The sequence below is a fragment of the Massilia agilis genome, from assembly GCF_024756255.1.
GTDB classification, from domain to species: Bacteria; Pseudomonadota; Gammaproteobacteria; order Burkholderiales; family Burkholderiaceae_D; genus Telluria; species Telluria agilis.
The window spans coordinates 217,556-241,904 of record NZ_JANUHB010000002.1; the positions used below are offsets into that span (position 1 = coordinate 217,556).

Consider the following 24,349-nt stretch of genomic DNA (forward strand, 5'->3'; position numbering starts at 1 on the left):
CTAACAATTGCTGTTGCCTAATTGCGATCCTACAATGGACCGAACGATTGGCGCTCAGGCTCGGCCTTGGCCCAACGTCGCGGCACAACAAAAACACACTACGGAGACAGCAAATGAATTTCAAGTTGAAAGCATTGGTTGCAGGTGTAGCACTGGGTTTTTCGATGTCGGGCATGGCCGCCGAGGCCATCAGGATCGGGGTCTCCGGTCCATTCACGGGCGGCTCGGCGCCAATGGGCACGTCGATGCGCGACGGTGTGCGCCTCGCGGTCGCTGAAATCAATGCCAAGGGCGGCGTGTTGGGCCGCAAGATCGAACTCGTTGAACGCGACGACGAAGCCAAGAACGAGCGCGGCGTGCAGATCGCGCAGGAGCTGATCAACAAGGAGCACGTGGTTGCCACCGTCGGCTACATCAACACCGGCGTCGCACTGGCCTCGCAGCGCTTCTACCAGCAGGCCAAGATCCCGGTCATGAACAACGTGGCCACCGGTTCGATCGTCACCAAGCAGTTCGAGAAAGAGCCGCAGAACTTCGTCTTCCGTAACTCGGCCAACGACAGCATCCAGTCCGAGATGATCGCGCGCGAGGCCGTGGACAACCGCAAGTTCAAGAAGGTCGCGATCCTCGCGGACTCCACCAACTACGGCCAGCTCGGCCGCCAGGACCTGGAAAAGGCACTCGAGAAGCGCGGCATCAAGCCGGTCACCGAAGAGAAGTACAACATCGGCGACGTGGACATGACCGCGCAGCTGCTCAAGGCCAAGCAGGCCGGCGCCGAGGTCGTGCTCACCTACGGCATCGGGCCGGAGCTGGCGCAGATCGCCAACGGCATGGAGAAGATCGGCTGGCACGTGCCCATCATCGGCAGCTGGACGCTGGCAATGGCCAACTTCATCGACAACGCCGGCAAGAACGGCGAAGGCACGCGCATGCCGCAGACCTTCATCCAGGACGGCGACACGCCCAAGCGCAAGGCCTTCATCGACGCCTACATCAAGAACTACAACCCGCAGGGCGGGCGCATGCCGTCGGCCGTGTCGGCAGCACAGGGCTATGACTCGGTGTACCTGCTGGCCGCCGCCATCAAGCAGGCCGGCTCGACCGAAGGCCCGAAGATCGCCGCCGCACTCGAGAACCTGAACGACAAGCTGGAAGGCGTCGTCACCACCTACAACAAGCCATACAGCCACACCGACCACGAGGCCATCAACTTCGAGAACACCAAGTTCGGCGAAGTGCGCGGCGGCCGCGTCGTGCTGGCCAAGTAAAGCATCCGTAGCAATGCTGTGCAGTGGCCGGCCTTGATTCCAAGGCTGGCCATTTTTCTGTTGACGGAAGGCGCACGCGCGCCCTTCCCTTTGGTGGAAAACGATGGATATCCTTTTGCAGCTGGTCTTTTCGGGGATCGCGCTCGGCATGATTTACGCCGTCATCGCGTTCGGTTACCAACTCACTTTCGCCACCTCCGGCACCCTTAACTTCGGCCAGGGCGAGGCGCTGATGCTCGGCGCGCTGGTCGGCCTGTCCGTGGTCGGCACGATCCACGGCGGCCCTTACATGAGCTACTGGCTGATGATCCCGCTGGTGGTGCTGTTCGGCGCACTGCAAGGCGTGTTCGTCGAGTGGATCGGCGTGCGGCCCGCGATCCGCATCAAGTCCGAATTCGGCTGGATCATGTCCACCATCGCGCTGGCGATCATCTTCAAGAACGTGGCCGAGAACATCTGGGGCAAGGACGTGCTGCCCTTCCCTTCGCCGCTGTCGTCCGAGCCGATTCACGTGATGGGCGCGAACGTGCAGCCGATGCAGCTGTTGGTGATCGTCGGCGCGCTCGCCATCATGGCGGCTGTCGAGATCTTCAACCGCAAGTCGATCTACGGGAAAGCCGTGGTCGCCACCTCCAATGACCGCGACGCCGCGGGCCTCATGGGCATCAACACGCGCCTGGTCATCACGTTTTCGTACGCGCTGTCCTCGGCCACGGCGGCGTTTGCCGGCGTGCTGGTTGCGCCGCTCACGCTCACCAGCGCGAACATGGGCGCATCGCTCGGCCTGAAAGCGTTTGCGGTGGCGATCATCGGCGGCCTGACCTCGGGCATGGGCGCGATCGTCGGCGGCATCATCCTCGGCATCGCCGAGACCGCGGCCGGCTTCTACATCTCGACCGGCTACAAGGACGTGCCGGGCCTGGTGCTCCTGCTGCTGGTGCTGGCCGTGAAGCCCTCGGGCCTGTTCGGCAAAGCCGCGATCAAGAAGGTGTGAGCATGAAGACGACATTTTTCATCGGCCTGGCGGCCGTCGCCGCGCTCGCGGCCTTCCCGCAGTTCGTCACCAACCCGTACTACGTCCACCTGGTCGAGACCATCCTGATCTACGCTATCCTGCTGTTCGGCCTGGACATCGTGGTCGGCTACACCGGCCAGGTGTCGCTTGGCCATGCCGGCCTGTTCGGCGTGGGCTCGTACATCACGGGCGTCCTGATCATGAAGTACAACCTGGCGTGGTACCTCGCCGTCCCGGCCAGCATCGGCGGCACCGCGCTGTTCGGCGTGGTCCTGGCCCTGCCGGCGCTGCGCGTGACCGGCCCGTACCTGGCGATGGTGACGCTGGCCTTCGGCACCATCATCCAGATCCTCATCAACGAGATGACGGACCTGACCAACGGCGCGATGGGCATCACCCTGTCCAAGCCCGAGATGTTCGGCAAGGTGCTGGACGAGACCAGCTACTTCTACATGGTGGCGGCGTTCATGCTGCTTTCGCTGCTGGTCGTGCACCGCATGCTCAAGTCGCACTTGGGCCGCGCCTTCGAAGCGCTGCGCGACAGCCCGATCGCTTCGGACTGCATGGGCGTGTCGGTCTACCGCTACAAGGTGTACGCCTTCGTCATCAGCGCGGGTTTCGCGGGCCTGGCCGGCAGCCTGTACTCGTATTCCGAGCAGTACATCTCGCCCAACACCTACAACTTCGAACTGACCATCCTGTTCCTGCTGGCGGTGATCATGGGCGGGCGCAAAACCCGTTCCGGCGCCATGATCGGCGCGGTGATCGTGGTGATGCTCCCCAGCCTGCTGCAGGACGTGGGGCTGTTCCGCCAGATCGCCGTGGTGGCGGCCGTGCTGGCCGTGATCGGGTCCGCGGTGGCGCTGGCGCGCAAGCGCACCACGCCGCGCGGCGTGGTGGTGCCGCTTGCGGCCACGATCGGCATGGCGGTAATGGCCTACCGCATCGAAAACATGGTGGACTGGCGCCTGACGATCTTTGGCCTGATGACGCTGTTCGTCGTGTACTACCTGCAGGACGGGATCGTCGGCTACCTGCGCAGCCTGTTCAACCGCAGCGTGCGGCACACGCGCTCGGTCGCGGCTGGCCAGGCCGACCCGTTCGAGGGCGTGCGCCACGAGGGCGCCGGCGGCGACCTGCTGCGCGCCGACCAGGTGCTGATGCAGTTCGGCGGCCTGAAGGCGCTCAACCAGGTGGACCTGGCGGTGCGGCGCGGTTCGGTGCACGGCCTGATCGGCCCGAACGGCTCGGGCAAGAGCACGATGATGAACGTCCTGACCGGCATCTACAAGCCAACCGCGGGCAAGGTGGAGTTCGCGGGCGCCGCGATCACCGGCCGCACGCCGTCGCAGATCGCGCTGGGCGGCATCGCCCGCACCTTCCAGAACGTGCAGCTGTTCGGCGAGATGACGGCCACCGAGAACGTGCTGGTCGGCCTGCACCACACGTTCGATTCGAACATCGCGGACGTGATGCTGCATACCCCTCGCGTGAAGCGCGAAGAGCTGGCCGCGCGCGCACGGGCCGCGGCGATCCTCGAGTTCGTGGGCCTGTCGGAACTGGCCAACGAGGAAGCGCGCAATCTCCCGTACGGCAAGCAGCGCCTGCTCGAAATCGGCCGCGCGCTCGCGCTCAGCCCGCGCCTGCTGCTGCTGGACGAGCCGGCTGCCGGCCTGACCGCGCCGGACATCCGCGAGCTGATGGCCATCATCCGCAAGATCCGCGACCACGGCATCACCATCATCCTGATCGAGCACCACATGGACGTGGTGATGTCGATCTCGGACACCGTGACCGTGCTCGACTTCGGCCAGAAGATCGCCGAGGGCGCGCCCGCCAGCGTGCAGGCCGATCCCAAAGTGATCGAAGCCTACCTGGGCGGGGCCAGCGAAGCCGAGCCGCCTGCCGCCGCGGCCGTGTAAGGAGAACAGCATGCTATCGATTCAAAACCTGCAAGCGGCCTACGGCAAGGTCGAAGTCCTGCACGGGATTTCGCTCGATGTCCCCAAGGGCAAACTCGTCACCCTGATCGGTTCGAACGGGGCCGGCAAGACCACCACCATGCGCGCGATCTCGGGCATGATTCGGCCCAAGGCGGGCACCGTCACGCTGGACGGGCGCGACATCACGGGCATGGACTCGCACCGCATCGCGCGTGCGGGCCTGGCGCACTCGCCCGAGGGCCGGCGCGTGTTCGCGACCATGAGCGTGACCGACAACCTGCTGCTGGGCGCCTTCCCGCGCTTTACCGGCGCGCGCCCGAAAGGCGACGTGCAGCATGACCTGGAACGCGCCATGGACCTGTTCCCGCGCCTGAAGGAGCGCCGCAACCAGCTGGCGGGCACGCTGTCGGGCGGCGAACAGCAGATGCTGGCCATGGCGCGCGCGGTGATGCTCAACCCCGAGGTGGTGCTGCTGGACGAGCCCTCGATGGGGCTGGCGCCGATCCTGGTGGACGAGGTGTTCCGCATCATCACTCGCCTGAAGCAGCAGGGCGTGACCATGCTGCTGGTGGAGCAGTTCGCGCAGGCGGCGCTGAATGTGGCCGACTACGGCTACGTGCTGGAAAACGGCAGCATCTCGCTGCATGGACCGGCCAACAGGCTGCGCAACGATCCCAAGGTGGTGGCCGCCTACCTTGGCGGCGCGCACGCGCACTGACGGCGTCGTGGTGCAGCATACGGCGTTCAGCACGCGCGACTTCGCCGCGGCAGTCGCGGTGGTCTTCATCTGGGGCACGAACTTCATTGCGATGAAGTTCGGCCTGCGCGAACTCACGCCCTTCCAGCTTGGCGCGGGGCGTTACCTGTTCGCCGTGCTGCCGCTGGCGCTCCTGGTGCGTCCGCCCAAAATGGCGCCCAAGTGGCTGGTGCTGTATGGCCTGTGCCAGGGCGTTGGCCAGTTCGGCTTCCTGTTCATGTCGCTGCGGGTGGGCATGTCGGCCGCGCTCGCGTCGGTGCTGATGCAAACCCAGGTGTTCTTCACCGCCCTGTTTGGCCTTGCCACCCTGCGCGAGCCGGTTGGCACGCCGCTCAAGCGCGGGCTGTCGCTGGCCGCGCTGGGGCTGGCCTGCTTCATCGCCAGCTACGCGGGCACAAACGGCGCCAACACCACCACGCCCGCCGGCTTCGTCCTGGCGCTGTGCGCGGCGGCGATGTGGGCGGCATCGAACATCGTGGTGCGGCGCGCGCAGCACGCCACGCCGCAGTTCGAGGTGATCCCGTTCATGGTGTGGAGCTGCCTGGTGCCGGTGGTGCCGTTCGTGCTGCTCTCGCTGGCGTTCGATCCGGGCGGCACCAACTGGAACCCGGCGCGCCTGTCGTGGAAGGCATGGGCGTCGCTGGCCTTTCTCGGCTGGTGCGCGACCATTTTCGCGTATGCGCTATGGACCGGGCTGCTCAAGCGCCACCCCGCCAACCGCGTCGCCCCGTTCAGCCTGGGGGTGCCGCTGGTCGGGATTTCGGCGGGAATGCTGGTGCTTGGGGATTCGATCACGGCGTGGCAGTGGGCGGGCGTGGTGCTGCTCGGCGCGGCGCTGGCGTCGGTGATCTTCGGATCGTCCCGCGGTCGCCCTTAAAATTCACCGTCGTTCCGGCGAAGGCCGGAACCCATGCTGACTTCGCAGTACCACGCTGCTGGTGGCTTCGGATGCTCAGCATGGATCCCGGCTTTCGCCGGGTCGACGGGTGACGTTAGCTCATGCCGAACAGGTCGTGCGCGTCCAGCAGGGCGTAGGTGATGTCAGGATTGCGGTCCAGGCAGCGCCGGATCGCGGCCGGCACCGACTGCCGCAGCTTTTTGCACAGACCGGGCTTGTGCTCGAACACGATGATGATGCCGCGCACAGTGCGCACTTCGTTCGGCCCCGGCTCGATGCGCAGCGCAGCCCCGATGTGCGAGCGCACCAGCTCCTGCACATGCAGCAGGTCTTCGTAGGTGGAGATGCGCTCGATGCGCGCCAGCAGCCGCTGCTCCTCGTTGCGCGTGATGCGCAGCGGGCGATAGTCGCCGTTCGGGTCGGCCAGCAGCTTCTCGCGCTCGCAATCGCAAGCGCCAGGCGGACATTCGTTTCGGATCGGGAAAGGTAGCTGCTGCAAGGGCCGGCTCACAGTGTGCTCTGGTTGATGGATCGATTGTACATGGGCATCGCCTCACGCGCTCGGGTTGGGATCAACGTCGGCGGCCCGCGCCAGCAGGTCCGTCATGCGCTTCCAGTGCGAGCCCTTCCAGTACACGCGGCCGCAGCAGTCGCAGGTGGTAAATTCGTCATGCTGTGCGCGTACCGCCGGCGGCAGCTGGTCGGCCACGCTGGCCTTGTCCACGGCGCGCACCGGCAGGTTACAGTGCAGGCACAGCGCGAACGGCTGCACGCTGGCGGACAGGTCGAGCCGGTCGAACAGCTCGCGCAGCTGCGCCTCGGGCTTGAGCGCGTGGATGTAGCAGCCGTGCGTGATCGTGCGCCGCTTGAGCAGCTCGCGGTCGCGCGTGAGCACCACCCTGCCCTCGCGCGCCGCCAGTTCCGCGATCTCGTCGTCGTGGATGTGGTTGTCGTACACGGTGTCGAACCCGGCCAGGCGCAGGAAGCGCGCCAGGCCGCCCAGGTGGGCGTCGGCCACAAAGCGCAGCCGGCGCAGCGGCCGTTCCCGCACGCGCAGCAGCGGGGTGATGTCGAACGCTTCGAACTTGGGATAGGCGGCGATGCGGTCGCCGTCCTCGATCAGGCGCTCGAACGTGCTTGACTCGCCGTTGACGAGCACCAGTTCGACCTCGGTATGCGGCACGCCCAGTGCCTCGATCATGTGCTTGGTGGTGGCCGCGCGCGCGCAGTGCGCGGCGAACTCGCGCCCGCGCCGCTCGCGCGGCAGGAAATCGTTCAGCTCCTCATAAAAACGGAAGGTCGCCATCACCATGCCGGAAGTATGGCATTTCCAGGCAAAGCCTGTCCGGCCTGCGCGTGCAGTAAGGTGAGCGCATTGGGCACGGCCGCGCCGGACGCCGTGTTATCGAAGATGCACCAGACAGTACGCCCCGCCGCCACATGCTCGGCCATGTCGGCGGCCAGGGCCGACAGGTATTCCTCCGGATAGGATGAGTAGTAGACGCGCGGACTGCCGTGCAGGCGCGCGTAGATGGTGGACGTGGTCGGCACGTGCGGGCCGTTCTGTCCCGCCGGCGGATCGGCGATCACGCGGGTAATCGCGCGCTCGCGCAGCAGGTCGGTGGCGCCGTCCGTGAACCAGCTCGGGTGGCGTGCCTCGCACGCGACCATGCAGCCAAAGCTGGCCTGCAGACGCGCAAAGAAGTCTTCCGCCACACGCGCATCGAACGCGAGCTTGGGCGGCAGCTGGACCAGCACACAGCCAAGCTTGTGTCCCAGCGCCCCGGCTTCGCCGGCGAACCGGTCCAGCAGCGCCTGAACGCCGCACAGCCGCGCATCGTGCGTGATCGTGCGCGGCAGCTTGACCGAAAAGCGAAAGCCGTCCGGCACCGACGCTGCCCAGCGTTCGTAGGTCTGGGCGCGGTGCGGGCGGTGGAACGACGAATTGATTTCCGCGACCGGGAATACGGACGCGTAGCGCTGCAGGTGCGTCCCCTCGGCCGGGAACGCCGCCTGCGCATCTTTCGGCAGAGTCCAGCCGGCACAGCCGATCAGGCGCATGCCGGGCGGGGCGACATCGTCATTGTTCATTCCACGAAACTTCGAATGTTTCATTTAGGAACACAAAGTTTATCTGTAAGGCAATTTTAGGGGCGCGCGATAGGATCGCTGCGCTGGACGTGCCGTACAATATGAAGAACGCATCTAGTTGCAAAGGAGGAAACATGAGCGACCCGCTTCATATCGTCTGCCCCCACTGCGACGCGGTCAACCGTGTCGCGCAAGCGCGCCTGGGCGACCAACCAACCTGTGGCAAGTGCAGCCAGCCGCTGTTCACCGCCCGTCCGGTGGACGTGAGCAGCGAACGTTTCAACAAGCACATCAGCCGCAGCGATATTCCCGTGCTGGTCGACTTCTGGGCGGCGTGGTGCGGCCCGTGCAAGATGATGGCGCCCGCGTACGCGCAGGCCGCCCAGCGGCTGGAGCCGAACGTGCGGCTGCTGAAGGTCGATACCGAAGCCTCGCAGGACCTGGCGGCGCGCTTTGGCATCCGCAGCATCCCCACCCTTGCCCTGTTTGCGGGCGGGGGCGAAGTCGCCCGCCAGGCTGGCGCGATGGATGCCGGCAGCATCGTGGCGTGGACGCAGCAGGCCGCCGCGCGCGCCGGCTGACGCCGCGCGCTGTTATCGGAACGTTATCCCCGGCTGCTACAATGAGGGCGTGGCCGGGCCGATGCCCGGAAGGAGCATTCATGTCGCAGCAACTCATCCTGGACAGCGGTCTGGAAGACGCCAAACAGCTGGCGCGCATCCTCTACCTTGCGCACGGCATCTCGTTCATCTTTTCGCTCGGCATGCTGTCGTTCCTGCCGCTGATCGTCAACTACCTCAAGCGGCCCGAAACGGCTGGCACGCTGGTGTACAGCCACCACACCTGGATGATCCGCTCGTTCTGGATCTACATCCTGTGCATGGCCCTGGCGGTGATACTGGCCTTCACCTTGTTCGGCATCCCGCTTGCCGGCCTGCTGGCGGTCGGCGCGTGGATCTGGAAAGCCTACCGCCTGATCCGCGGTTTCATCGACCTGAACAACAACCGTTCGATGCCCGTGTAATGATTTTCAGCAAGGCGTAGTTTGCCTGGCTGGAATACTGTCCCGGAGTGAGCATCACGACACCGGGGCGAACGATGAAATCCGTGCAGCAGGAAGTTGACGAGCGCAGCAATCTGGCCGGCACCAACAAGTTCGAGCTGCTGCTGTTCCGCCTTGGCGCGGACGAGCGTTCCCAGCGCAGCGAGCTATTCGGCATCAACGTCTTCAAGATCCGCGAGATTGTCGCCATGCCCGAGATTACGGCAGTGGCTGGCGCGCCTGCGCATGTGCTGGGGGTGGTCAACCTGCGCGGGCAGATCATCCAGGTACTGGACCTGCCCGGCATCACCGGCTGCAAGCCGCAGACGGGACTGAACATCATGCTGGTGACCGAGTTCGCGCGCTCGACCCAGGCGTTTGCGGTCGAGAGCGTGGAAGAGATCGTGCGGCTGGACTGGGGCCAGGTGCTCTCATCCGAACACAGCGCCGGCTCGGGCATGGTGACCAGCATCGCGCGCCTGCAGGATGAGCCTGGAGGGCCGCCGCGGCTGGCGCAGGTGCTGGACGTGGAGACCATCCTGCGCAAGCTGAGCGAGTCGGACCGGATGGACGTCAATCCGCAGACGATCGGCGCGAAGATCCGCATCAAACCGGGCGCGGTGGTGCTGGCCGCGGACGACTCGGTGGTGGCGCGCGTACTGATCGAACAAGGGCTGGAGGCGATGGGCCTGCCCTTCATCATGACCAAGACCGGCACGGAGGCGTGGGACCAGCTCAACGCCATCGCGGCCAGCGCCGAGGCCGAGGGCAAGACGGTCTATGACAAGGTGGCCCTGGTGGTGACGGACCTGGAGATGCCGGAGATGGACGGGTTCACGCTAACCCGCAACATCAAGAAGCAGGCGAGGTTCGCGGACATGCCGGTGGTGATCCACTCGTCGCTGTCGGGCACCACCAACGAGGAGCACGTGCGCTCGGTGGGGGCCGATGCGTATGTGGCCAAGTTCTCGGCCGAAGACCTGGCCGGGACCATCCGGCGGATACTGCAGCGGCAGACGGCACAAGCCTGACGGCGGCTGCGCAACCCTTGCCAGTGCATTGAGCACGTCGTTCCCGCGCAGGCGGGAACCCATAACCCGTGGGCAGGCTCGCCAATCTTCGGCGAAGCCTTGTTACAGCCAGCTCAGCATGGGTCCCCGCCTGCGCGGGGACGACGTGCTTGAGTTATCGCAGTTTGCTCAGGCGACCAGCAGCTCGATGGCACCCGGCTGCGCGACGCCCACCAGCTGCACCATCCCGACGGTATCACCATGCGCCTGTTCCAAGCGCGCCAGGTCAAGCCCGAGCCAGTCGAGCGTCCCGTTTTCGGCCGCAAACCCCGTGCCCGGCCCGGACGTGCCGCCCTTCGCGCCCGGGTTGCCCGGCCCGGTGCCCGGACCATCGTTGAAGTTGGTGTCCTGCCCCGGCGGCGCGGCGTCGCCGCTGCCGTTGCCCACGCCCGCGTTGCCGTGGGTGACCGCCAGCTTGAACACGTCCGACACCGACAGGCTGCCCGCCGTGCTGCCGGTCGCGCCAACCTTGTCGGTAGCGGTCACGCGCACGTCGACCGTCACGATGTCCTTCGGTGCGGTGCCGGAGAAGGTGCCGGTGGCCGCATTGAACTTGAGCCAGGACGGCAGCGCCGAGCCGTCGGCCAGCGTCGCCGAATAAGTCAGCACGTCACCCTTGTCCGGATCGGCAAAGCTGCCGCCCGGGAGGGTGAACGAGAACGACTTGTTGAAGTTGACGTACTGGTCGGCCAGCGCCTTGACCAGCACCGGTGCGTCGTTCGCGCCCGAGATCAGCACGTCGAGCGTGGAGCCAAGGCTCTCGATGCCGTCGGTCGCCGTGTAGCTGAAGTGCTCGGCCAGCGTGTCGCCCCGGCCCATCGACTGCACCTTGGCCGCATCGAGCTTGTACTCGAAGCTGCCGTCCTGCGCGAGGACGAGCTGGCCGTAGCTGCCGGTGAACGTGCCGGCAGTCGCCTTGAGCACCGTGCCGGCATCGACGTCGCTGTCGTTGGCGAGCACGTTGCCCTTGGCGCTGGCCTGGTCCTCGGTGATGGTCACGGTATCGGCCTTGAGCACCGGCTTGTCGTTGGCGCCGCTGACGGTGATGTCGAGCTTGCCGGCAGTGGAGGCGATGCCGTCGCTTGCCGAGTAGGCAAAGCTGTCCACCACGGCCTGTCCCTGCGCCAGCGACTGGACCGCGGCCGAACCGTTGTCCAGGATGTAGGTGTAGCTGCCATCCTGCGCCACCGTCAGGGTGCCGTAGGTGCCCTTCCACGTGCCTGCAGTCGCTTTCAGCACGGTGCCCGCATCCAGGTCCGCGTCGTTGGCCAGCAGGTTGCCGCTTGCGGTCAGCTGGCCGTCCTCGGTGACTGCGCCGGTATCGGCCGCCACCACGGGCGCGTCATTGGCGCCGGTGATCGTGATATCGAGCTTGCTGCTCGAGGTGGCGGTGCCATCGGTGGCGCCATAGCTGAAGCTGTCGGTCGCCACCTGCCCCTGCGCCAGCGCCTGCACGCCGGCGGCGCTGTTGTTCAGGGTGTAGGTGTAGCTGCCATCCTGCGCCAGCGTGAGCGAGCCGTAAGTGCCAACGTACGTGCCCGGCGCTGCGACCTTGAGCATGGTGCCGGCATCGGCATCCGTGTCATTGGCCAGCACATTGCCGCTTGCCGCCAGCTGGCCGTCTTCGGCGACCTGCCCGCTGTCGCCCGTTGCGGCCGGCGCGTCGTTGGCGCCGGTGACCGTGATATCGAGCTTGCTGCTGGAGGTAGCGATGCCATCGGTGGCGGCATAGCTGAAGCTGTCGGTCACCACCTGCCCCTGCGCCAGCGCCTGCACGCCGGCGGCGCTGTTGTTCAGGGTGTAGGTGTAGCTGCCATCCTGCGCCAGCACGAGCGAGCCATAGGTGCCGGCGTAGGTGCCCGGCGCTGCGACCTTGAGCACGGTGCCGGCATCGACGTCGGTGTCGTTGGCGAGCACGTTGCCGCTTGCGCTTGCCTGGCCATCCTCGGTCACCTGGCCTGCATCCCCGGCCGCCACCGGCGCGTCGTTGGTGCCGACGATCGAGACGTTGACGGTCGCGGTCGAGGTCTTGCCGGTGTTGTCGGTGATGGTGTAGGTGAAGCTGTCCTGCGCCACCTGGCCGTCGGCCAGCTGCTGGAAGCGGCCGCCGAGATCGTACTGGACGGTGTCGCCGTTCAGGGTGACGCTCGCGCCCGCCGCGGATGCGCCGACGGCGGTCACGGTGAGCACGGCGCCAGTATCCGGGTCGGTGTCGTTGGCCAGCAGCTGCGCAACCGGCACGGCGAGCACGCCGCCGTCCTCGTGCACGGTCACCGCGTCGTCCACCGCGGTAGGGGCGGTATCGGTGGCCGCCGGCGGCGTGGACGGCCCGCTCAGCAGCGCCAGGATCGCGGGACGGTCCATCGACGAGCCGTCGTCGAACACGATGCGGCTCACGCCTTCGGCCTGGCCCATCCAGCCCGCCAGCACGACGCTGTCGCCGCCGGTGCCGTACATGAGCACGAGATCGGTGCCCGACTGTGCCGCGGCCAGGCTGGCGCGGGACAGGCCGCTGCCGATGTACAGCGTGTCGCTGCCCTGGCTGTCGATGATGCGGTCAGCGCCGTCGCCAAGGGCAACCCGGTAGCTGTCGTTGCCGGCGCCGCCCTGCAGCGTATCCGCGCCAAGGCCGCCGACGAGGGTATCGTTGCCAGCGCCGCCGGACAGCGTGTCGTTGCCGGCGCCGCCATTGAGCAGGTTGTTGCCGCCGTTGCCGGTGATGACGTTGTCCATGCCGTTGCCGGCGCCGTCGATACTGGCGCTGCCCGACAGGGTCAGGTTCTCGACGTTGCCGGACAGCGCATAGCTCACGCTGGCCTGGATGGTGTCGGTACCCTCGCCCGCGTTCTCCACCACCGTGTCCCCCGCGTCATCCACGATGTAGGTGTCGTTGCCGCCGCCGCCGATCAGCACGTCGTTGCCGCCCATGCCCGCCAGGACGTTGTTGGCGCCATTGCCGATGATCGTGTTATCCAGCGCGTTGCCGGTGCCGTTGATGGCCGCGGCGCCGGTCAGCACCAGCTTCTCGACGTTGGCCGACAGCGTGTAGGTCACGCTCGCGTTGATGGTGTCGTTGCCGCCACCGGCCGCCTCGGTAACCACGTCGCCGGTGTTGTCCACGACGTAGGTGTCGTCGCCCGCGCCGCCGCTCATGTTGTCCGCGCCCGCGCCGCCGTCGATCAGGTTGGCGCCGCTGTTGCCGATGATGGTGTTGGCCAGCGCATTGCCGGTGCCGCGCAGGTCGGCGCTGCCGGTCAGCGTCAGGTTCTCGACGTTGGCGCCGAGCGTGTAGTCGATGCTTGCCTGGACCGTGTCGGTGCCCGCGCTTGCCGCCTCGGTGACCACGTCGCCGGCATTGTCCACCACGTAGGTGTCATTGCCGGTCCCGCCCTGCATGTTGTCGGCGCCGGTGCCGCCATCGAGCGTGTCGTTGCCGGCGCTGCCGATCAGGGTGTCGTTGCCGTCCAGGCCGGAGAGGACGTTGGCCGCGCCGTTGCCGGTGATGACGTTGTCCAGCGCGTTGCCGGTGCCGTTGATCGCTGTACTGCCGGTCAGGACGAGGTTCTCCACGTTGTCGGTCAGCGTGTAGTTGATGCTCGCCTGCACCGTGTCCGTGCCCTCGCCGGCGTTTTCGATGACCAGGTCGCCCGCGTTGTCCACGATGAAGGTGTCGTCGCCCGTGCCGCCGCGCATGGTGTCCGCACCCAGGCCGCCGTCGATGGTGTCGTTGCCGGCAAGGCCATCCAGCGTGTTGTTGCCGGCATTGCCGATGATGATGTTGTTCAGCTCGTTACCGGTGCCGTCGATGTTGGCGGTGCCCGTCAGGGTCAGGTTCTCGACGTTGTCGGTGAGCGTGTAGGTGATGCTCGACTGGACCAGGTCGGTGCCGGCGCCCGCCGCCTCGATCACCTGGTCGCCGTTGTCGTCCACCACGTAGGTGTCGTCCCCCAGGCCGCCTTCCATGCGGTCCGCGCCGGCCCCGCCGTCGAGCAGGTCATTGCCCGCGTCGCCCATCAGGTGGTCGTTGCCGGCCTGGCCGTACAGGGTGTCGTTGCCGTCGCCGCCGGACTCGGTATTGTCGCCGCTGTTGCCGGTGATGATGTTGGCAAGCGCGTTACCGGTGCCGTTCAGGTTGTCGGTGCCGGTGAGCGTCAGGTTCTCGACGTTGGCGGTGAGCGTGTAGTCGATGCTGGACAGGACGGTGTCCGTGCCGCCGCCCGCAAGTTCGGTGACGATGTCGCCCGCGTTGTCCACCACGTAGGTGTCGTTGCCGGCGCCGCCCTGCATGTTGTCGGCGCCGCTGCCGCCGTCGAGCGTGTCGTTGCCCGCGTTGCCGATCAGGGTATCGTTGCCATCCAGCCCGGACAGCACGTTGCTGCCGCCGTTGCCGGTGATGACGTTGTCCAGCCCGTTGCCGGTGCCGTTGTTGTTGGCGCTGCCCGTCAGGGTGAGGTTTTCGACGTTGTCGGTGAGCGTGTAGCTGATGGCGGCCTGGACCGTGTCGGTGCCTTCGCCCGCGTTCTCGATCACGAGGTCGCCTGCGTTGTCCACGATGAAGGTGTCGTCGCCGCTGCCGCCACGCATCGTGTCCGCGCCAACGCCGCCGTTGAGCACGTCGTTGCCGGCATCGCCGGACAGCTGGTCGTCGCCGGCGTCGCCGTTGAGCTGGTCATTGCCATCGCCACCGATGAGCGTGTCATTGCCGGCATTGCCGTTGATCGTGTCGTTGCCCGCGCGCCCATCGAGCACGTTGTCGCCCGTGTTGCCGTTGATGATGTTGTCGAGCTCGTTGCCGGTGCCGTTGATGTTGGCCGTGCCCGTCAGGGTCAGGTTCTCGACGTTGTCGGTGAGCGTGTAGGTGATACTCGACTGGACCAGGTCGGTACCGGCGCCGGCTGCCTCGATCACCAGGTCGCCGTTGTCGTCCACCACGTAGGTGTCGTCGCCCGCGCCGCCTTCGAGCTGGTCGCCGCCGCTGCCGCCGTCGAGCAGGTCGTTGCCGGCATCGCCAAACAGGTGGTCGCTGCCGCCCTGCCCGTACAGGCTGTCGTTGCCGTCGCCGCCGGACAGCAGGTTGTCGCCGCCGTTGCCGGTGATGATGTTGGCCAGTGCGTTGCCGGTGCCGGCCAGGTTGTCGGTGCCCAGCAGGGTCAGGTTCTCGACGTTGGCGGTGAGCGTGTAGTCGATGCTCGACTGCACCAGGTCGGTGCCCTCGGCCACCGCTTCGATGACGACATCGCCGGCGTTGTCCACCACGTAGGTGTCGCTGCCCGCGCCGCCCTGCATGGTGTCGGCGCCGGTGCCGCCATCGAGCGTGTCGTTGCCCGCATTGCCGACCAGGGTGTCATTGCCGGCCATGCCGCTGAGCACGTTGTTGCCGCCGTTGCCGGTGATGAGGTTGTCGAGCTCGTTGCCGGTGCCGTTGATGGCAGCGCCACCAGTCAGCGTCAGGTTCTCGACGTTGGCCGACAGCACGAAGCTCACGCTGGCCTGGACCGTGTCGATGCCTTCGCCGGCATTCTCGACCACGGTGTCGCCAGCGTTGTCCACGACGTAGGTGTCGTTGCCCGTGCCGCCGCCAAGCGTGTCCGCCCCCGCGCCACCATCGAGCAGGTCGTCTCCGGCGCCGCCGGTAAGTGCGTTGGCGCCCGTGTTGCCGGTGATGGTGTTGTTCAGTTCGTTGCCGGTGCCGTCGATGTTGGCAGTGCCGGTGAGCTTGAGGTTCTCGACATTGTCGGTCAGGGTGTAGGAAATGCTCGACTGCACCGTGTCGGTCCCGGCGCCCGCGGCCTCGACCACCAGGTCGCCCGCGTCGTCCACCACGTAGGTGTCGTCCCCGGCACCGCCCTCCATGTGGTCCGCGCCGGCGCCGCCGTTGAGGGTGTCGTTGCCGGCGTCGCCAAACAGCTGGTTGCTGCCGCTGTTGCCAAGGATGACGTTATCGAGCGCGTTCCCGCGGCCGTCCAGGCTGTCCGTGCCAACCAGGGTCAGGTTTTCGAGATTGTCGCCAAGCGTGTAGTTGATGCTGGAGCGGACCGTGTCCGTGCCGGCGCCTGCGGCCTCGGTGACCACGTCGCCCGTGCTGTCCACCACGTAGGTGTCGTCCCCGGTGCCGCCTTGCATGTTATCCGCGCCGGTACCACCGTCGAGCGTGTCGTTGCCGGCGTTGCCGACCAGGGTGTCGTTGCCATCCATGCCCGACAGCACGTTGCTGCCACTGTTGCCGGTGATGACGTTATCCAGTGCGTTGCCGGTGCCGTAGATGCTGCCGCTGCCGGTCAGTGTCAGGTTCTCGACGTTGGCGGTGAGCGTGTAGTTGACGCTCGACTGCACCGTGTCCGTACCCTCGCCCGGGTTTTCGATCACGACGTCGCCCACGTTGTCCACCACGTAGGTGTCGTTGCCAGTGCCGCCGATCAGCGTGTCCGCCCCCGCCATGCCGTTCAGCACGTTCGCGCCCGAGTTGCCGGTGATGACGTTGGCGCGCGAATTGCCGGTGCCGTCGATGTCGGCAGTGCCGGTCAGGGTCAGGTCATCGACATCGTATGGCAGGGTGGTGGTTACGGACGAGCTGATCGTTGTCATTGTGTTTTCCTCTCTCTGTTGGACGCCTGGCAACTAGCGCTGAGTTGCCATGCGGAAAGAATGTAACACAGGTGTTGCCGTACGGAAATAGAGCAAGCGCAAAAAAGCCACCTCGAAGGGTGGCTCTTTCTTGATTCTGGTTCACACTCGGCCCGGCTGCCGGGGCGCACGCCCGCGGGGGCAGGCCAAATGGTTAAATAATCAACGTAACAATTGGTTTACAGCCGCGCCAGCGCCTGCTCCAGGTCGGCGATCAGGTCGGCCGTGTCCTCCAGACCAATGTTAAACCGCACCAGCACGCCAGCGTCCTTCCAGTCGCGCCGCATCCCCTGGATCCGGTACGGCATCACCAGGCTGTTCGCGCCGCCCCAGCTGTAGCCAAGGCCAAACAGTTCGAGCGAATCGACAAAGCGGTCGGTCTGCTCTTCCGTGTACTTTGCGTCGAACACGACCGAGAACAGGCCGCCCGCGCCGGTAAAGTCGCGGCGCCAGAATTCGTGGCCCGGGCAGTCCTCGAACGCCGGGTGTAGCACGCGGGTGATTTCGGGCCGTGCCTTGAGCCAGGCCGCGACCTTGCGCGCGCTGGCGTCGTGCGCCTCGAAGCGCAGTTTCATGCTCGGCAGGCCGCGCATGACGAGGTAGGTGTCGTCCGCGGACACGCCCATCCCGAGCCGCATATGGGCCAGCGCGATGCGGTCGTTGAGCGCCTGGTCGCGCGTGATCACGGCGCCCATCAGCACGTCCGAGCCGCCGGACTGGTACTTGGTGAGCGCCTGCATGATGATGTCCACGCCCAGGTCAAAGCCGCGCAGCGCCAGGCCCGCCGACCAGGTATTGTCCAGCGCGACCAGCGCGCCTGCCGCGTGCGCCGCGTCGCAGATCGCGCGCAGGTCCGGCACTTCCATCGACACCGAGCCCGGCGCCTCGGTCCAGACCAGTTTGGTGTTCGGTTGGATCAGGTCGGCGATGCCGGCGCCGATCAGCGGGTCGTAGAAGCGCGCGGTGATGCCGAAGTCCTGCGACAGCCAGCGGCCCAGCTCGCGGTTGGGGTTGTACACGTTGTCCGGCAACAGCACGTCGTCGCCGCTCTTGAGGAGCGCCAGGTCGATCATCGAAATCGCGGCCAGGCCAGACGGCGCCAGCAGGCAGTGGCTGCCGCCCTCGATCTCGGCCAGCCGCGCTTCCAGCGTGAACGTGGTCGGCGTGCCGTGCAGCCCGTAGGTATAAGCGCTCTTGTTCTTCCAGTCGCCCGAGCGCATCGCCGCGACGTCCTTGAACAGGACCGTGGACGCGTGGTGGATCGCGGCCGGGAAGGCGTCAAAGCCTTCCGGCGCCGTGTAATCGCTGTGGATCAGCTTGGTCTGCAGGGACTTCTTCGCCATCGTGTCCTCGTTTGCGTCAGGCCACGGTGGCCCACAGGTCGTGGGCGTCCGCCTTGGTGACCACCACGTCGATGAATTCGCCCACGGCCGGCTTGGCCTTGCCCGGCGTGAGCGCGCGCTTGATGTACACCACGCCGTCGATCTCGGGCGCGTCGGCAGCGGAGCGGCCAATCGCCTCGCGCGCCGTCACCTCGTCCACCAGCACGCGGATCGTCTTGCCAACCTTCGCCTGCAGGCGCGCCGTCGAAATCTCTTCCTGCAGCAGCATCACGCGCGCGCGGCGCTCCTCGCGCACCTCTTCCGGCACCGGGTTGGGCAGCTCGTTGGCGGTCGCGCCTTCCACCGGCGAATAGGCAAAGCAGCCCAGGCGGTCGATCTGCGCCTCGCGCAGGAAGTCGAGCAGGTACTCGAACTCCTCCTCGGTCTCGCCCGGGAAGCCGGCGATGAAGGTGGAGCGGATCGTGAGGTCCGGGTTCATCTTGCGCCAGGCCTGGATGCGGTCGAGGTTCTTCTCGCCGCTGGCCGGACGCTTCATGCGTTTCAACACGTCGGGGTGCGCGTGCTGCAGCGGGATGTCCAGGTACGGCAGCACATGGCCGTCGCCCATCAGCGGAATCACCTGGTCCACGTGCGGATACGGGTAAACGTAGTGCAGGCGCACCCACGCGCCGTACTGTTTGGCGAGCTGGCCGAGCGCTTCGACCAGCTGGGTCATGTGGGTCTTGACCGGACGGCCGTTCCAGAAACCGGTGCGGAATTTCACGTCCACGCCGTAGGCGCTGGTGTCCTGCGAGATCACCAGCAGCTCCTTGACGCCGGACTTGAACAGGTTCTCGGCCTCGAGCAGCAGGTCGGCGATCGGGCGCGACACCAGGTCGCCGCGCATCGACGGGATGATGCAGAAGCTGCAGCGGTGGTTGCAGCCTTCCGAAATCTTCAGGTAGGCGTAGTGCTTGGGCGTGAGCTTGATGCCGTGGTCGGGCACCAGGTCCAGGAACGGGTCGTGCGGCTTGGGCAGGTGCGTGTGCACCGAGTCCATCACCTCGGCCAGCGCGTGCGGGCCGGTCACGGCCAGCACCTTGGGGTGCACCTGGGTGATGATGTCCGCGCCCGAGGCGTCCTTCTTGGCACCCAGGCAGCCGGTGACGATCACCTTGCCGTTTTCGGCCAGTGCCTCGCCGATCGCATCGAGCGACTCCTGCACTGCGGCGTCAATGAAGCCGCAGGTGTTGACGATCACGAGATCGGCGCCGTCGTAGGACTTGGCGGTCTCGTAGCCTTCGGCGCGCAGCTGGGTCAGGATCTGCTCGGAATCGACCAGCGCCTTGGGGCAGCCGAGCGAAACGAAGCCGACCTTGGGCGCCGGGCCGTTGGCGGTGGGAGCGGGAGCGGGATTGCGACGGAGTTCAGACATGGCGGACAGCGAAATCAGGGCAATCCGCGATTGTACAGGAAGGCGGGGATGGGCGACAGCCGGTGTGCCAGCGCGAGAAACGCCGTGTTGGCCTGTCTTCTTCCGTTACCTCAAAAACGTCATCCCGGCGCAGGCCGGGATCCATAGAACGCCTGCTACTTCGGACGCTCAGCATGGATCCCGGCCTGCGCCGGGATGACGGTTTTAAGACTAGTGGAAGATTTCCGCGCCGCGCGAGGCTTACTTCTTGTCCGGCGTCCCCATCGGCCCGAACGGGAACGCGGTGCCGAACATCGCCTTGCTCTGGTGCTGCATCTGCTCCTGCATCTGCAGGAACAGGTTTTTGCTCTGGTCGATGTAGTTGTTCATCATGCCCTGCATCATCGGCCCCTGCACGTTCATGAACTGGGTCCACATCTCCGGGCTGAAGGCCTTGCCATCGCCAAAGGCGCCGGCTGCGCTGGTGAACTTGTTCTGGATGTCGGTGAAGGCCTGCACGTTCTTTTCCAGGTACGAGCCCATCATGCCCTGCATCGCATGGCCGTAATAACGGATGATCTGGGCCAGCACCGCGCTGGAAAACATGGGCATGCCGTTGGCTTCTTCCTCCAGGATGATCTGCAGGAGGATGCTGCGCGTCAGGTCCTCGTTGGTCTTCGCGTCAACCACCGTGAACTCGTCGGCGTCCAGCACGAGCTGCTTCACGTCCGTGAGGGTGATGTAGGAACTGGTCTGGGTGTCGTACAGGCGACGGTTCGGGTATTTCTTGATCAGGCGTTCCGCACTCTTCTTTGCACTACTCATTTCAAGGTCCATATACTGCGCCGCAGCGCACTGAATGATTGCCAAAAAGCCGCCGTCTGTCGATCGTACGACGAGATCAGATGTTGCTTTGCGGGACGGCCAAAACTGAAAAATACCACGTTGTGCGCGCAGGTGCAGCAATTAATTTGGTGCATATAATTAGCACGACGATAATCATATGCACCAGAACGGTGCAATTACGCGTCGGCACGCACCTTGACGAAGCGTCCCGGCGCCGGCTCGATCGGTTTGTACTTGTCGTTGCCTGCCGACGAAGGCGCCGCCACCTGCTCGCCGCCATGCTCTGCCAGGAACGCGGCCCATTCCGGCCACCAGCTGCCCTTGTGCTCGGTTGCGCCCTCGATCCATGCAGCCGCCGTCCGCGGGCGCGTCTTGCCGTTCTTGTCATTGACCCAGTAGCTGCGCTTGTTCTTGGACGCCGGATTGATGACGCCGGCAATGTGGCCCGAGGCGCCGAGCACGAACTTGTTGGCCTTGGCGTTCTTCGGGTTCAGCAGGCTCATCGACGCGAATGCCGCCTCCCACGGGACGATGTGGTCTTCCCGGGACCCGTACAGGAACACGGGCGCAGCAATCTTGCCCAGGTCAACCGGCTGGCCGCACACGGTCACGCGGCCCGGTTGCTTGAGCTTGTTTTCCAAATAGGTGTTGCGCAGGTACCAGCAGAACATCGGCCCCGGCAGGTTGGTGCTGTCCGCGTTCCAGTACAGCAGGTCGAAGGCCGGCGGCTCCTTGCCCTTGAGGTAGTTGTGCTGCACATAATTCCATACCAGGTCGTTCGGCCGCAGCGCCGAGAACGTGGTGGCCAGGTCGCGCCCCGGCATGATGCCGCCGCGGCCCAGGGTCTGCTCGCGCAGCACCACCTGCGCCTCGTCCACGAACACTTCCAGCACGCCGGTGTCCGAAAAATCGAGCAGCGTGGTGAGCAGGCTCAGGCTCGCCGCCGGTTGCTGCCCGCGCGCGGCCAGCACCGCCAGTGCCGTGGCCGCAATCGTGCCGCCGACGCAAAAGCCGAACACGTGCACCTTGTCCTGCCCGGACAGTTCGCGCGCGACCTCGATCGCCTGGATCGCCCCGCGCTCCACATAGTCATCCCAAGTGACGTTGGCCATCGACTTGTCGGGATTGCGCCACGAGACCATCAGCACCGTGTTGCCCTGCTCCACCACGTAGCGCACCAGCGAATTTTCCGGCTGCAGGTCGAGGATGTAGAACTTGTTGATGCACGGGGGAATCATCAGCAGCGGCACGGCGCGCACTTGCGGCGTGACCGGCGTGTACTGGATCAGCTGGAACAGCTCGTTCTCGAACACCACATGGCCGGCCGTGGTGCCGACGTTGCGCCCGACTTCGAACGCCGATTCGTCCGACTGCGAGATACGGCCCTTCTGCAGGTCGTTGAGCATGTTGGCCAGGCCCTTGGTCAGGCTCTCGCCCTTGGTCTCGAGCATGTGCCGTTGCGCTTCGGGGTTGGTGGCAAAGAAGTTCGCCGGCGACATCGCATCGACCATTTGCTGCACGGCGAAGCGGATCTTCTGCCGGTCGCGCGGCGTGGCGTCCACCGCGTCGGCCAGGGCCAGCATGAACTCGGCGTTGAGCACGTAGCTGGCCGCGGTGAATGCGGAGAGCGGGTTGCTCTGCCACTCCGAGCCCGAAAAGCGCCGGTCATGCAGCTCGGGCGTCTTGCCCGACATGAAGTCCTGCCACAGCCTGGCCGCCTTCTGCAGGTAGTCGTTGCGGAATTCCTCGAGCTTGGCCGGCGCGATGGCGGCGCCATAATCCTTGAGCAGCCCCGCGATCTGGTTGGCGGCGGGCGGCGCGGCCATGTCCGGCATCTTCATCCACGATTGCCACACGCTTGGATCCGTGAACTGGGACATCCACGAAGTTGCAAAGGCCTGGGGATCGGGCATGTTCATATCAGCATCCATTGATTAAAATCGGGTTGTCAGCAAAGGAAAACCATGTGGATCGTTGCCATCGGATGGGTTTACGTCGTCGCCTTGATGGCTGCGACCGAGCCGAACGTCTTGTCGGGAATTATGACTTTTTTCGGCTACTGCGTGTTGCCAATGTCTATACTTTTTTATCTTACCGGCGGCAAACGCAGGCGTGCGCGGCGGGCCGCAGCCGAGCTGCAGGCCACCGCGCAAGATGCAAATGCCAAAGACTAGATAGTACTGAGGACCAAGGCTCGGCTCACTTGAGCCAGATCAAGCTGGCCAGCCGGCCAGTGACGCCATCCCTGCGATAGGAATAGAAGGTGTCGCGTTCGGTGGCGGTGCAGTGCTCGCCGCCGTACACGCGCGTGATGCCGTCGCGCGCCAGGATGCGCCGCGCGAGGGAGTAGATATCGGCCAGGTATTTGCCGGGTCGGCCGGGGTAAGGCGCAAAGCAAGGCCGGACCTCGTGCTCCGGCAGGTTGGCGAGGAAGCTGTCGAGCACATCCTGCCCCACTTCGAACTTGGACGGGCCGATTGCCGGGCCCATCCACGCCGTGATCTCGCCCGCCCCGCGCGCGCGCATTGCCGCAACCGTGGTGGCAAGCACGCCGCCGGACAGCCCGCGCCAGCCCGCGTGCGCGGTGCCGACCACCTTGCCGTCAAGGTCGGCAAACAGCACCGGCAGGCAGTCGGCCGTCATGATCGCGCACACAACGCCCGGCTGGTCGCTGATGCTGGCGTCGCCCTCGCGCACCGGCTGGCCTGGTCCGACCGTGGCCGCATCGACCACGCCCACGCCATGCACCTGCGCGATCCAGGCCGGCCGCCCCGGCAGCAGCGACTGCAGCGCCGCGCGGTTAGCCTCAACCGCGTGCGGGTCGTCGCCGCAGTGCAGGCCCAGGTTGAAGCCGCCGCCACCGCGGCCATCGTCGTACGGCCCGGTGCTGGCGCCGCCCTTGCGCGTGGTGGCCAGCGCGCCGACCGATGGCGGCAAGCCGGGCCAGGCGGGATGGATGACGGAGTCCCCGGTCATCAGACGGCTTCCGGTTCCTCGATGCCGGCGCGCGCGAGCAGCTCGGCAAAGTCCTGCGCCAGCGGCACCACCCACTCGACGTGCTCGCCGGTGGAAGGATGCGTCAGGCCCAGGCGGCGCGCCTGCAGCGCCTGGCGGTGGAAGGCGCTGGCCAGGTGCGTTTTGCCGTACACCGCGTCGCCGACCAGGCCAAATCCGATCGATTGCATGTGCACGCGGATCTGGTGCGTGCGCCCGGTCTCCAGGCGGCACTGCACCAGGCTCACCGGTTTGCGGTCGAGCATGCCGGTGGCGATGCGCTCGTAGTGCGTGATCGCCGGCTTGGCGTTCATGCTGGTCGAAACGGCCATCTTGACGCGGTCGCGCGGGTGGCGGCCCATCGGCGAATCGATGGTGCCCGACAGGTGCGGCGTGCCCCAGACGAGCGCGAAGTACTCGCGCTTGACCGTGCGCGCCTGCAGCTGGCGCACCAGGTCGGTCTGCGCGGCCAGCGTCTTGCCGACCACCATCAGGCCGCTGGTGTCCTTGTCCAGCCGGTGCACGATGCCGGCGCGCGGCACGTTGGCCAGCTGCGGGCAATGGTGCAGCAGGCCGTTGAGCAGCGTGCCGGACCAGTTGCCCGCGCCCGGATGCACCACCAGCCCGGCCGGCTTGTTGATGACCATGATGTCGGCGTCCTCGTACACGATGTCCAGGTCCACCGGCTCGGGCGTGTAGGCCGTGTCTTCGGGCGCGGCTTGGGGCGTGATGACGACGGTCTCGTCGCCGTACGCGGTATCCTTGCCGCGCGCCGGCTTGCCGTCCACGGTGACGTGGCCGCCCTCGAACCACAGTTGGATGCGGCTGCGCGAGAACTGCGGCACCAGCGCCGCCACCACCTTGTCCAGGCGCTGGCCGCAGACCTCCGGCGTCAGGGCGAGCGTGATGGGCGACCGGTCGGCGCCCTCGGCGGGCGCGAAGTCGGAGTCGATCTCATCGTCGAAATCGGGGTCAAAGGGTAAATCAGCCGAATTCGGCGGTGGAGTTAATATCACGTCAGTCCCATCGGCTATAATCAGCCGTTCCTTGAATCTCGGTAAA

At 66.0% G+C, this 24,349-nt stretch carries 19 protein-coding genes; 9 read left to right on the forward strand and 10 right to left on the reverse strand.

The window, feature by feature from the left end:
• Nucleotides 1-113 precede the first annotated feature (113 nt).
• The 5 genes from NX774_RS07860 (at nt 114) to NX774_RS07880 (ending at nt 5,863) form a co-directional block, all read left to right on the forward strand.
• The gene (locus NX774_RS07860; protein ID WP_258821627.1) at nt 114-1,271 is read left to right on the forward strand and encodes an ABC transporter substrate-binding protein; all 1,158 of its coding nucleotides are present in this window, start codon (nt 114-116) and stop codon (nt 1,269-1,271) included.
• A 103-nt stretch (nt 1,272-1,374) separates the two neighbouring features.
• Nucleotides 1,375-2,265 (forward strand): branched-chain amino acid ABC transporter permease, encoded by an 891-nt coding sequence (locus NX774_RS07865; protein ID WP_258821628.1) that lies wholly within the window; start codon nt 1,375-1,377, stop codon nt 2,263-2,265.
• Between the two features lie 2 nt (nt 2,266-2,267).
• The gene (locus tag NX774_RS07870; RefSeq protein WP_258821629.1) at nt 2,268-4,208 is read left to right on the forward strand and encodes a branched-chain amino acid ABC transporter ATP-binding protein/permease; all 1,941 of its coding nucleotides are present in this window, start codon (nt 2,268-2,270) and stop codon (nt 4,206-4,208) included.
• Nucleotides 4,209-4,218: 10 nt separating this feature from the next.
• On the forward strand, nt 4,219-4,947 hold the full coding sequence (locus NX774_RS07875; RefSeq protein ID WP_258821630.1) for an ABC transporter ATP-binding protein: 729 nt from the start codon (nt 4,219-4,221) through the stop codon (nt 4,945-4,947).
• Between the two features lie 10 nt (nt 4,948-4,957).
• Entirely contained in the window at nt 4,958-5,863 is a 906-nt protein-coding gene (locus NX774_RS07880; RefSeq protein ID WP_370660427.1) for an EamA family transporter, read from the forward strand.
• A 115-nt stretch (nt 5,864-5,978) separates the two neighbouring features.
• Here NX774_RS07880 and NX774_RS07885 read toward each other — a convergent pair whose 3' ends face one another.
• From NX774_RS07885 to NX774_RS07895, 3 genes are read right to left on the reverse strand one after another with little or no spacing between them, the layout of a single operon-like run.
• Nucleotides 5,979-6,383 carry a hypothetical protein gene (locus NX774_RS07885; RefSeq protein ID WP_258821632.1) on the reverse strand — a complete coding sequence of 135 codons (405 nt, stop codon included), beginning with the start codon at nt 6,381-6,383 and terminating at the stop codon, nt 5,979-5,981.
• Nucleotides 6,384-6,437: 54 nt separating this feature from the next.
• Nucleotides 6,438-7,196 (reverse strand): Mut7-C RNAse domain-containing protein, encoded by a 759-nt coding sequence (locus tag NX774_RS07890; RefSeq protein ID WP_258821633.1) that lies wholly within the window; start codon nt 7,194-7,196, stop codon nt 6,438-6,440.
• Nucleotides 7,190-7,975 (reverse strand): DUF72 domain-containing protein, encoded by a 786-nt coding sequence (locus NX774_RS07895; RefSeq protein WP_258821634.1) that lies wholly within the window; start codon nt 7,973-7,975, stop codon nt 7,190-7,192. The genes NX774_RS07890 and NX774_RS07895 overlap by 7 nt, the downstream gene beginning before the upstream one ends.
• A 134-nt stretch (nt 7,976-8,109) precedes the next feature.
• Here NX774_RS07895 and trxC point away from each other — a divergent pair, with 134 nt between their 5' ends.
• The 3 genes from trxC (at nt 8,110) to NX774_RS07910 (ending at nt 10,048) form a co-directional block, all read left to right on the forward strand.
• On the forward strand, nt 8,110-8,556 hold the full coding sequence (gene trxC / locus NX774_RS07900) for a thioredoxin TrxC (RefSeq protein ID WP_258821635.1): 447 nt from the start codon (nt 8,110-8,112) through the stop codon (nt 8,554-8,556).
• 80 nt (nt 8,557-8,636) lie between these two features.
• Nucleotides 8,637-8,999, forward strand: a complete 363-nt coding sequence (locus tag NX774_RS07905; protein ID WP_258821636.1) for a DUF4870 family protein — start codon at nt 8,637-8,639, stop codon at nt 8,997-8,999.
• Nucleotides 9,000-9,073: 74 nt separating this feature from the next.
• Nucleotides 9,074-10,048 carry a chemotaxis protein gene (locus NX774_RS07910; RefSeq protein WP_258821637.1) on the forward strand — a complete coding sequence of 325 codons (975 nt, stop codon included), beginning with the start codon at nt 9,074-9,076 and terminating at the stop codon, nt 10,046-10,048.
• A 168-nt stretch (nt 10,049-10,216) separates the two neighbouring features.
• On the opposite strand, the gene NX774_RS07915 is transcribed toward NX774_RS07910, so the two are convergent.
• The 5 genes from NX774_RS07915 to phaC all read right to left on the reverse strand — a co-directional run bounded on the left by NX774_RS07915 (nt 10,217) and on the right by phaC (nt 22,173).
• A complete protein-coding gene (locus NX774_RS07915; protein ID WP_307731160.1) occupies nt 10,217-16,672 on the reverse strand; it encodes a cadherin-like domain-containing protein in 6,456 nt (2,151 codons plus the stop codon).
• Nucleotides 16,673-16,890: 218 nt separating this feature from the next.
• Nucleotides 16,891-18,054 carry a cystathionine beta-lyase gene (locus tag NX774_RS07930; RefSeq protein ID WP_258821638.1) on the reverse strand — a complete coding sequence of 388 codons (1,164 nt, stop codon included), beginning with the start codon at nt 18,052-18,054 and terminating at the stop codon, nt 16,891-16,893.
• Nucleotides 18,055-18,070: 16 nt separating this feature from the next.
• Nucleotides 18,071-19,468, reverse strand: coding sequence for a 30S ribosomal protein S12 methylthiotransferase RimO (gene rimO, locus NX774_RS07935; RefSeq protein WP_258821639.1), 1,398 nt, complete (start codon nt 19,466-19,468; stop codon nt 18,071-18,073).
• A gap of 240 nt (nt 19,469-19,708) precedes the next feature.
• Nucleotides 19,709-20,272: a polyhydroxyalkanoate synthesis repressor PhaR gene (gene phaR / locus NX774_RS07940; protein ID WP_258821640.1), complete on the reverse strand. Its 564-nt coding sequence runs from the start codon at nt 20,270-20,272 to the stop codon at nt 19,709-19,711.
• A 197-nt stretch (nt 20,273-20,469) separates the two neighbouring features.
• Nucleotides 20,470-22,173, reverse strand: a complete 1,704-nt coding sequence (phaC, locus tag NX774_RS07945; protein WP_258821641.1) for a class I poly(R)-hydroxyalkanoic acid synthase — start codon at nt 22,171-22,173, stop codon at nt 20,470-20,472.
• 84 nt (nt 22,174-22,257) lie between these two features.
• Between phaC and NX774_RS07950 the strand changes: the two genes are divergently transcribed.
• The gene (locus NX774_RS07950) at nt 22,258-22,467 is read left to right on the forward strand and encodes a hypothetical protein (RefSeq protein ID WP_258821642.1); all 210 of its coding nucleotides are present in this window, start codon (nt 22,258-22,260) and stop codon (nt 22,465-22,467) included.
• A gap of 25 nt (nt 22,468-22,492) precedes the next feature.
• Here NX774_RS07950 and pgeF read toward each other — a convergent pair whose 3' ends face one another.
• Both pgeF and NX774_RS07960 read right to left on the reverse strand, forming a co-directional pair.
• The gene (pgeF, locus tag NX774_RS07955; protein ID WP_258821643.1) at nt 22,493-23,269 is read right to left on the reverse strand and encodes a peptidoglycan editing factor PgeF; all 777 of its coding nucleotides are present in this window, start codon (nt 23,267-23,269) and stop codon (nt 22,493-22,495) included.
• Nucleotides 23,269-24,303 carry an RluA family pseudouridine synthase gene (locus NX774_RS07960; RefSeq protein WP_258821644.1) on the reverse strand — a complete coding sequence of 345 codons (1,035 nt, stop codon included), beginning with the start codon at nt 24,301-24,303 and terminating at the stop codon, nt 23,269-23,271. The genes pgeF and NX774_RS07960 overlap by 1 nt, the downstream gene beginning before the upstream one ends.
• Nucleotides 24,304-24,349 lie beyond the last annotated feature (46 nt).

Coding starts and splice junctions, on each gene's coding strand:
- NX774_RS07860 (WP_258821627.1), top strand. CDS start 114: ATGAATTTCAAGTTGAAAGCATTGGTTGCAGGTGTAGCACTGGGTTTT.
- NX774_RS07865 (WP_258821628.1), top strand. CDS start 1,375: ATGGATATCCTTTTGCAGCTGGTCTTTTCGGGGATCGCGCTCGGCATG.
- NX774_RS07870 (WP_258821629.1), top strand. CDS start 2,268: ATGAAGACGACATTTTTCATCGGCCTGGCGGCCGTCGCCGCGCTCGCG.
- NX774_RS07875 (WP_258821630.1), top strand. CDS start 4,219: ATGCTATCGATTCAAAACCTGCAAGCGGCCTACGGCAAGGTCGAAGTC.
- NX774_RS07890 (WP_258821633.1), bottom strand. CDS start 7,196: ATGGTGATGGCGACCTTCCGTTTTTATGAGGAGCTGAACGATTTCCTG.
- NX774_RS07895 (WP_258821634.1), bottom strand. CDS start 7,975: ATGAACAATGACGATGTCGCCCCGCCCGGCATGCGCCTGATCGGCTGT.
- trxC (WP_258821635.1), top strand. CDS start 8,110: ATGAGCGACCCGCTTCATATCGTCTGCCCCCACTGCGACGCGGTCAAC.
- NX774_RS07905 (WP_258821636.1), top strand. CDS start 8,637: ATGTCGCAGCAACTCATCCTGGACAGCGGTCTGGAAGACGCCAAACAG.
- NX774_RS07910 (WP_258821637.1), top strand. CDS start 9,074: ATGAAATCCGTGCAGCAGGAAGTTGACGAGCGCAGCAATCTGGCCGGC.
- NX774_RS07915 (WP_307731160.1), bottom strand. CDS start 16,672: ATGACAACGATCAGCTCGTCCGTAACCACCACCCTGCCATACGATGTC.
- NX774_RS07930 (WP_258821638.1), bottom strand. CDS start 18,054: ATGGCGAAGAAGTCCCTGCAGACCAAGCTGATCCACAGCGATTACACG.
- rimO (WP_258821639.1), bottom strand. CDS start 19,468: ATGTCTGAACTCCGTCGCAATCCCGCTCCCGCTCCCACCGCCAACGGC.
- phaR (WP_258821640.1), bottom strand. CDS start 20,272: ATGAGTAGTGCAAAGAAGAGTGCGGAACGCCTGATCAAGAAATACCCG.
- phaC (WP_258821641.1), bottom strand. CDS start 22,173: ATGTCCCAGTTCACGGATCCAAGCGTGTGGCAATCGTGGATGAAGATG.
- NX774_RS07950 (WP_258821642.1), top strand. CDS start 22,258: ATGTGGATCGTTGCCATCGGATGGGTTTACGTCGTCGCCTTGATGGCT.
- pgeF (WP_258821643.1), bottom strand. CDS start 23,269: ATGACCGGGGACTCCGTCATCCATCCCGCCTGGCCCGGCTTGCCGCCA.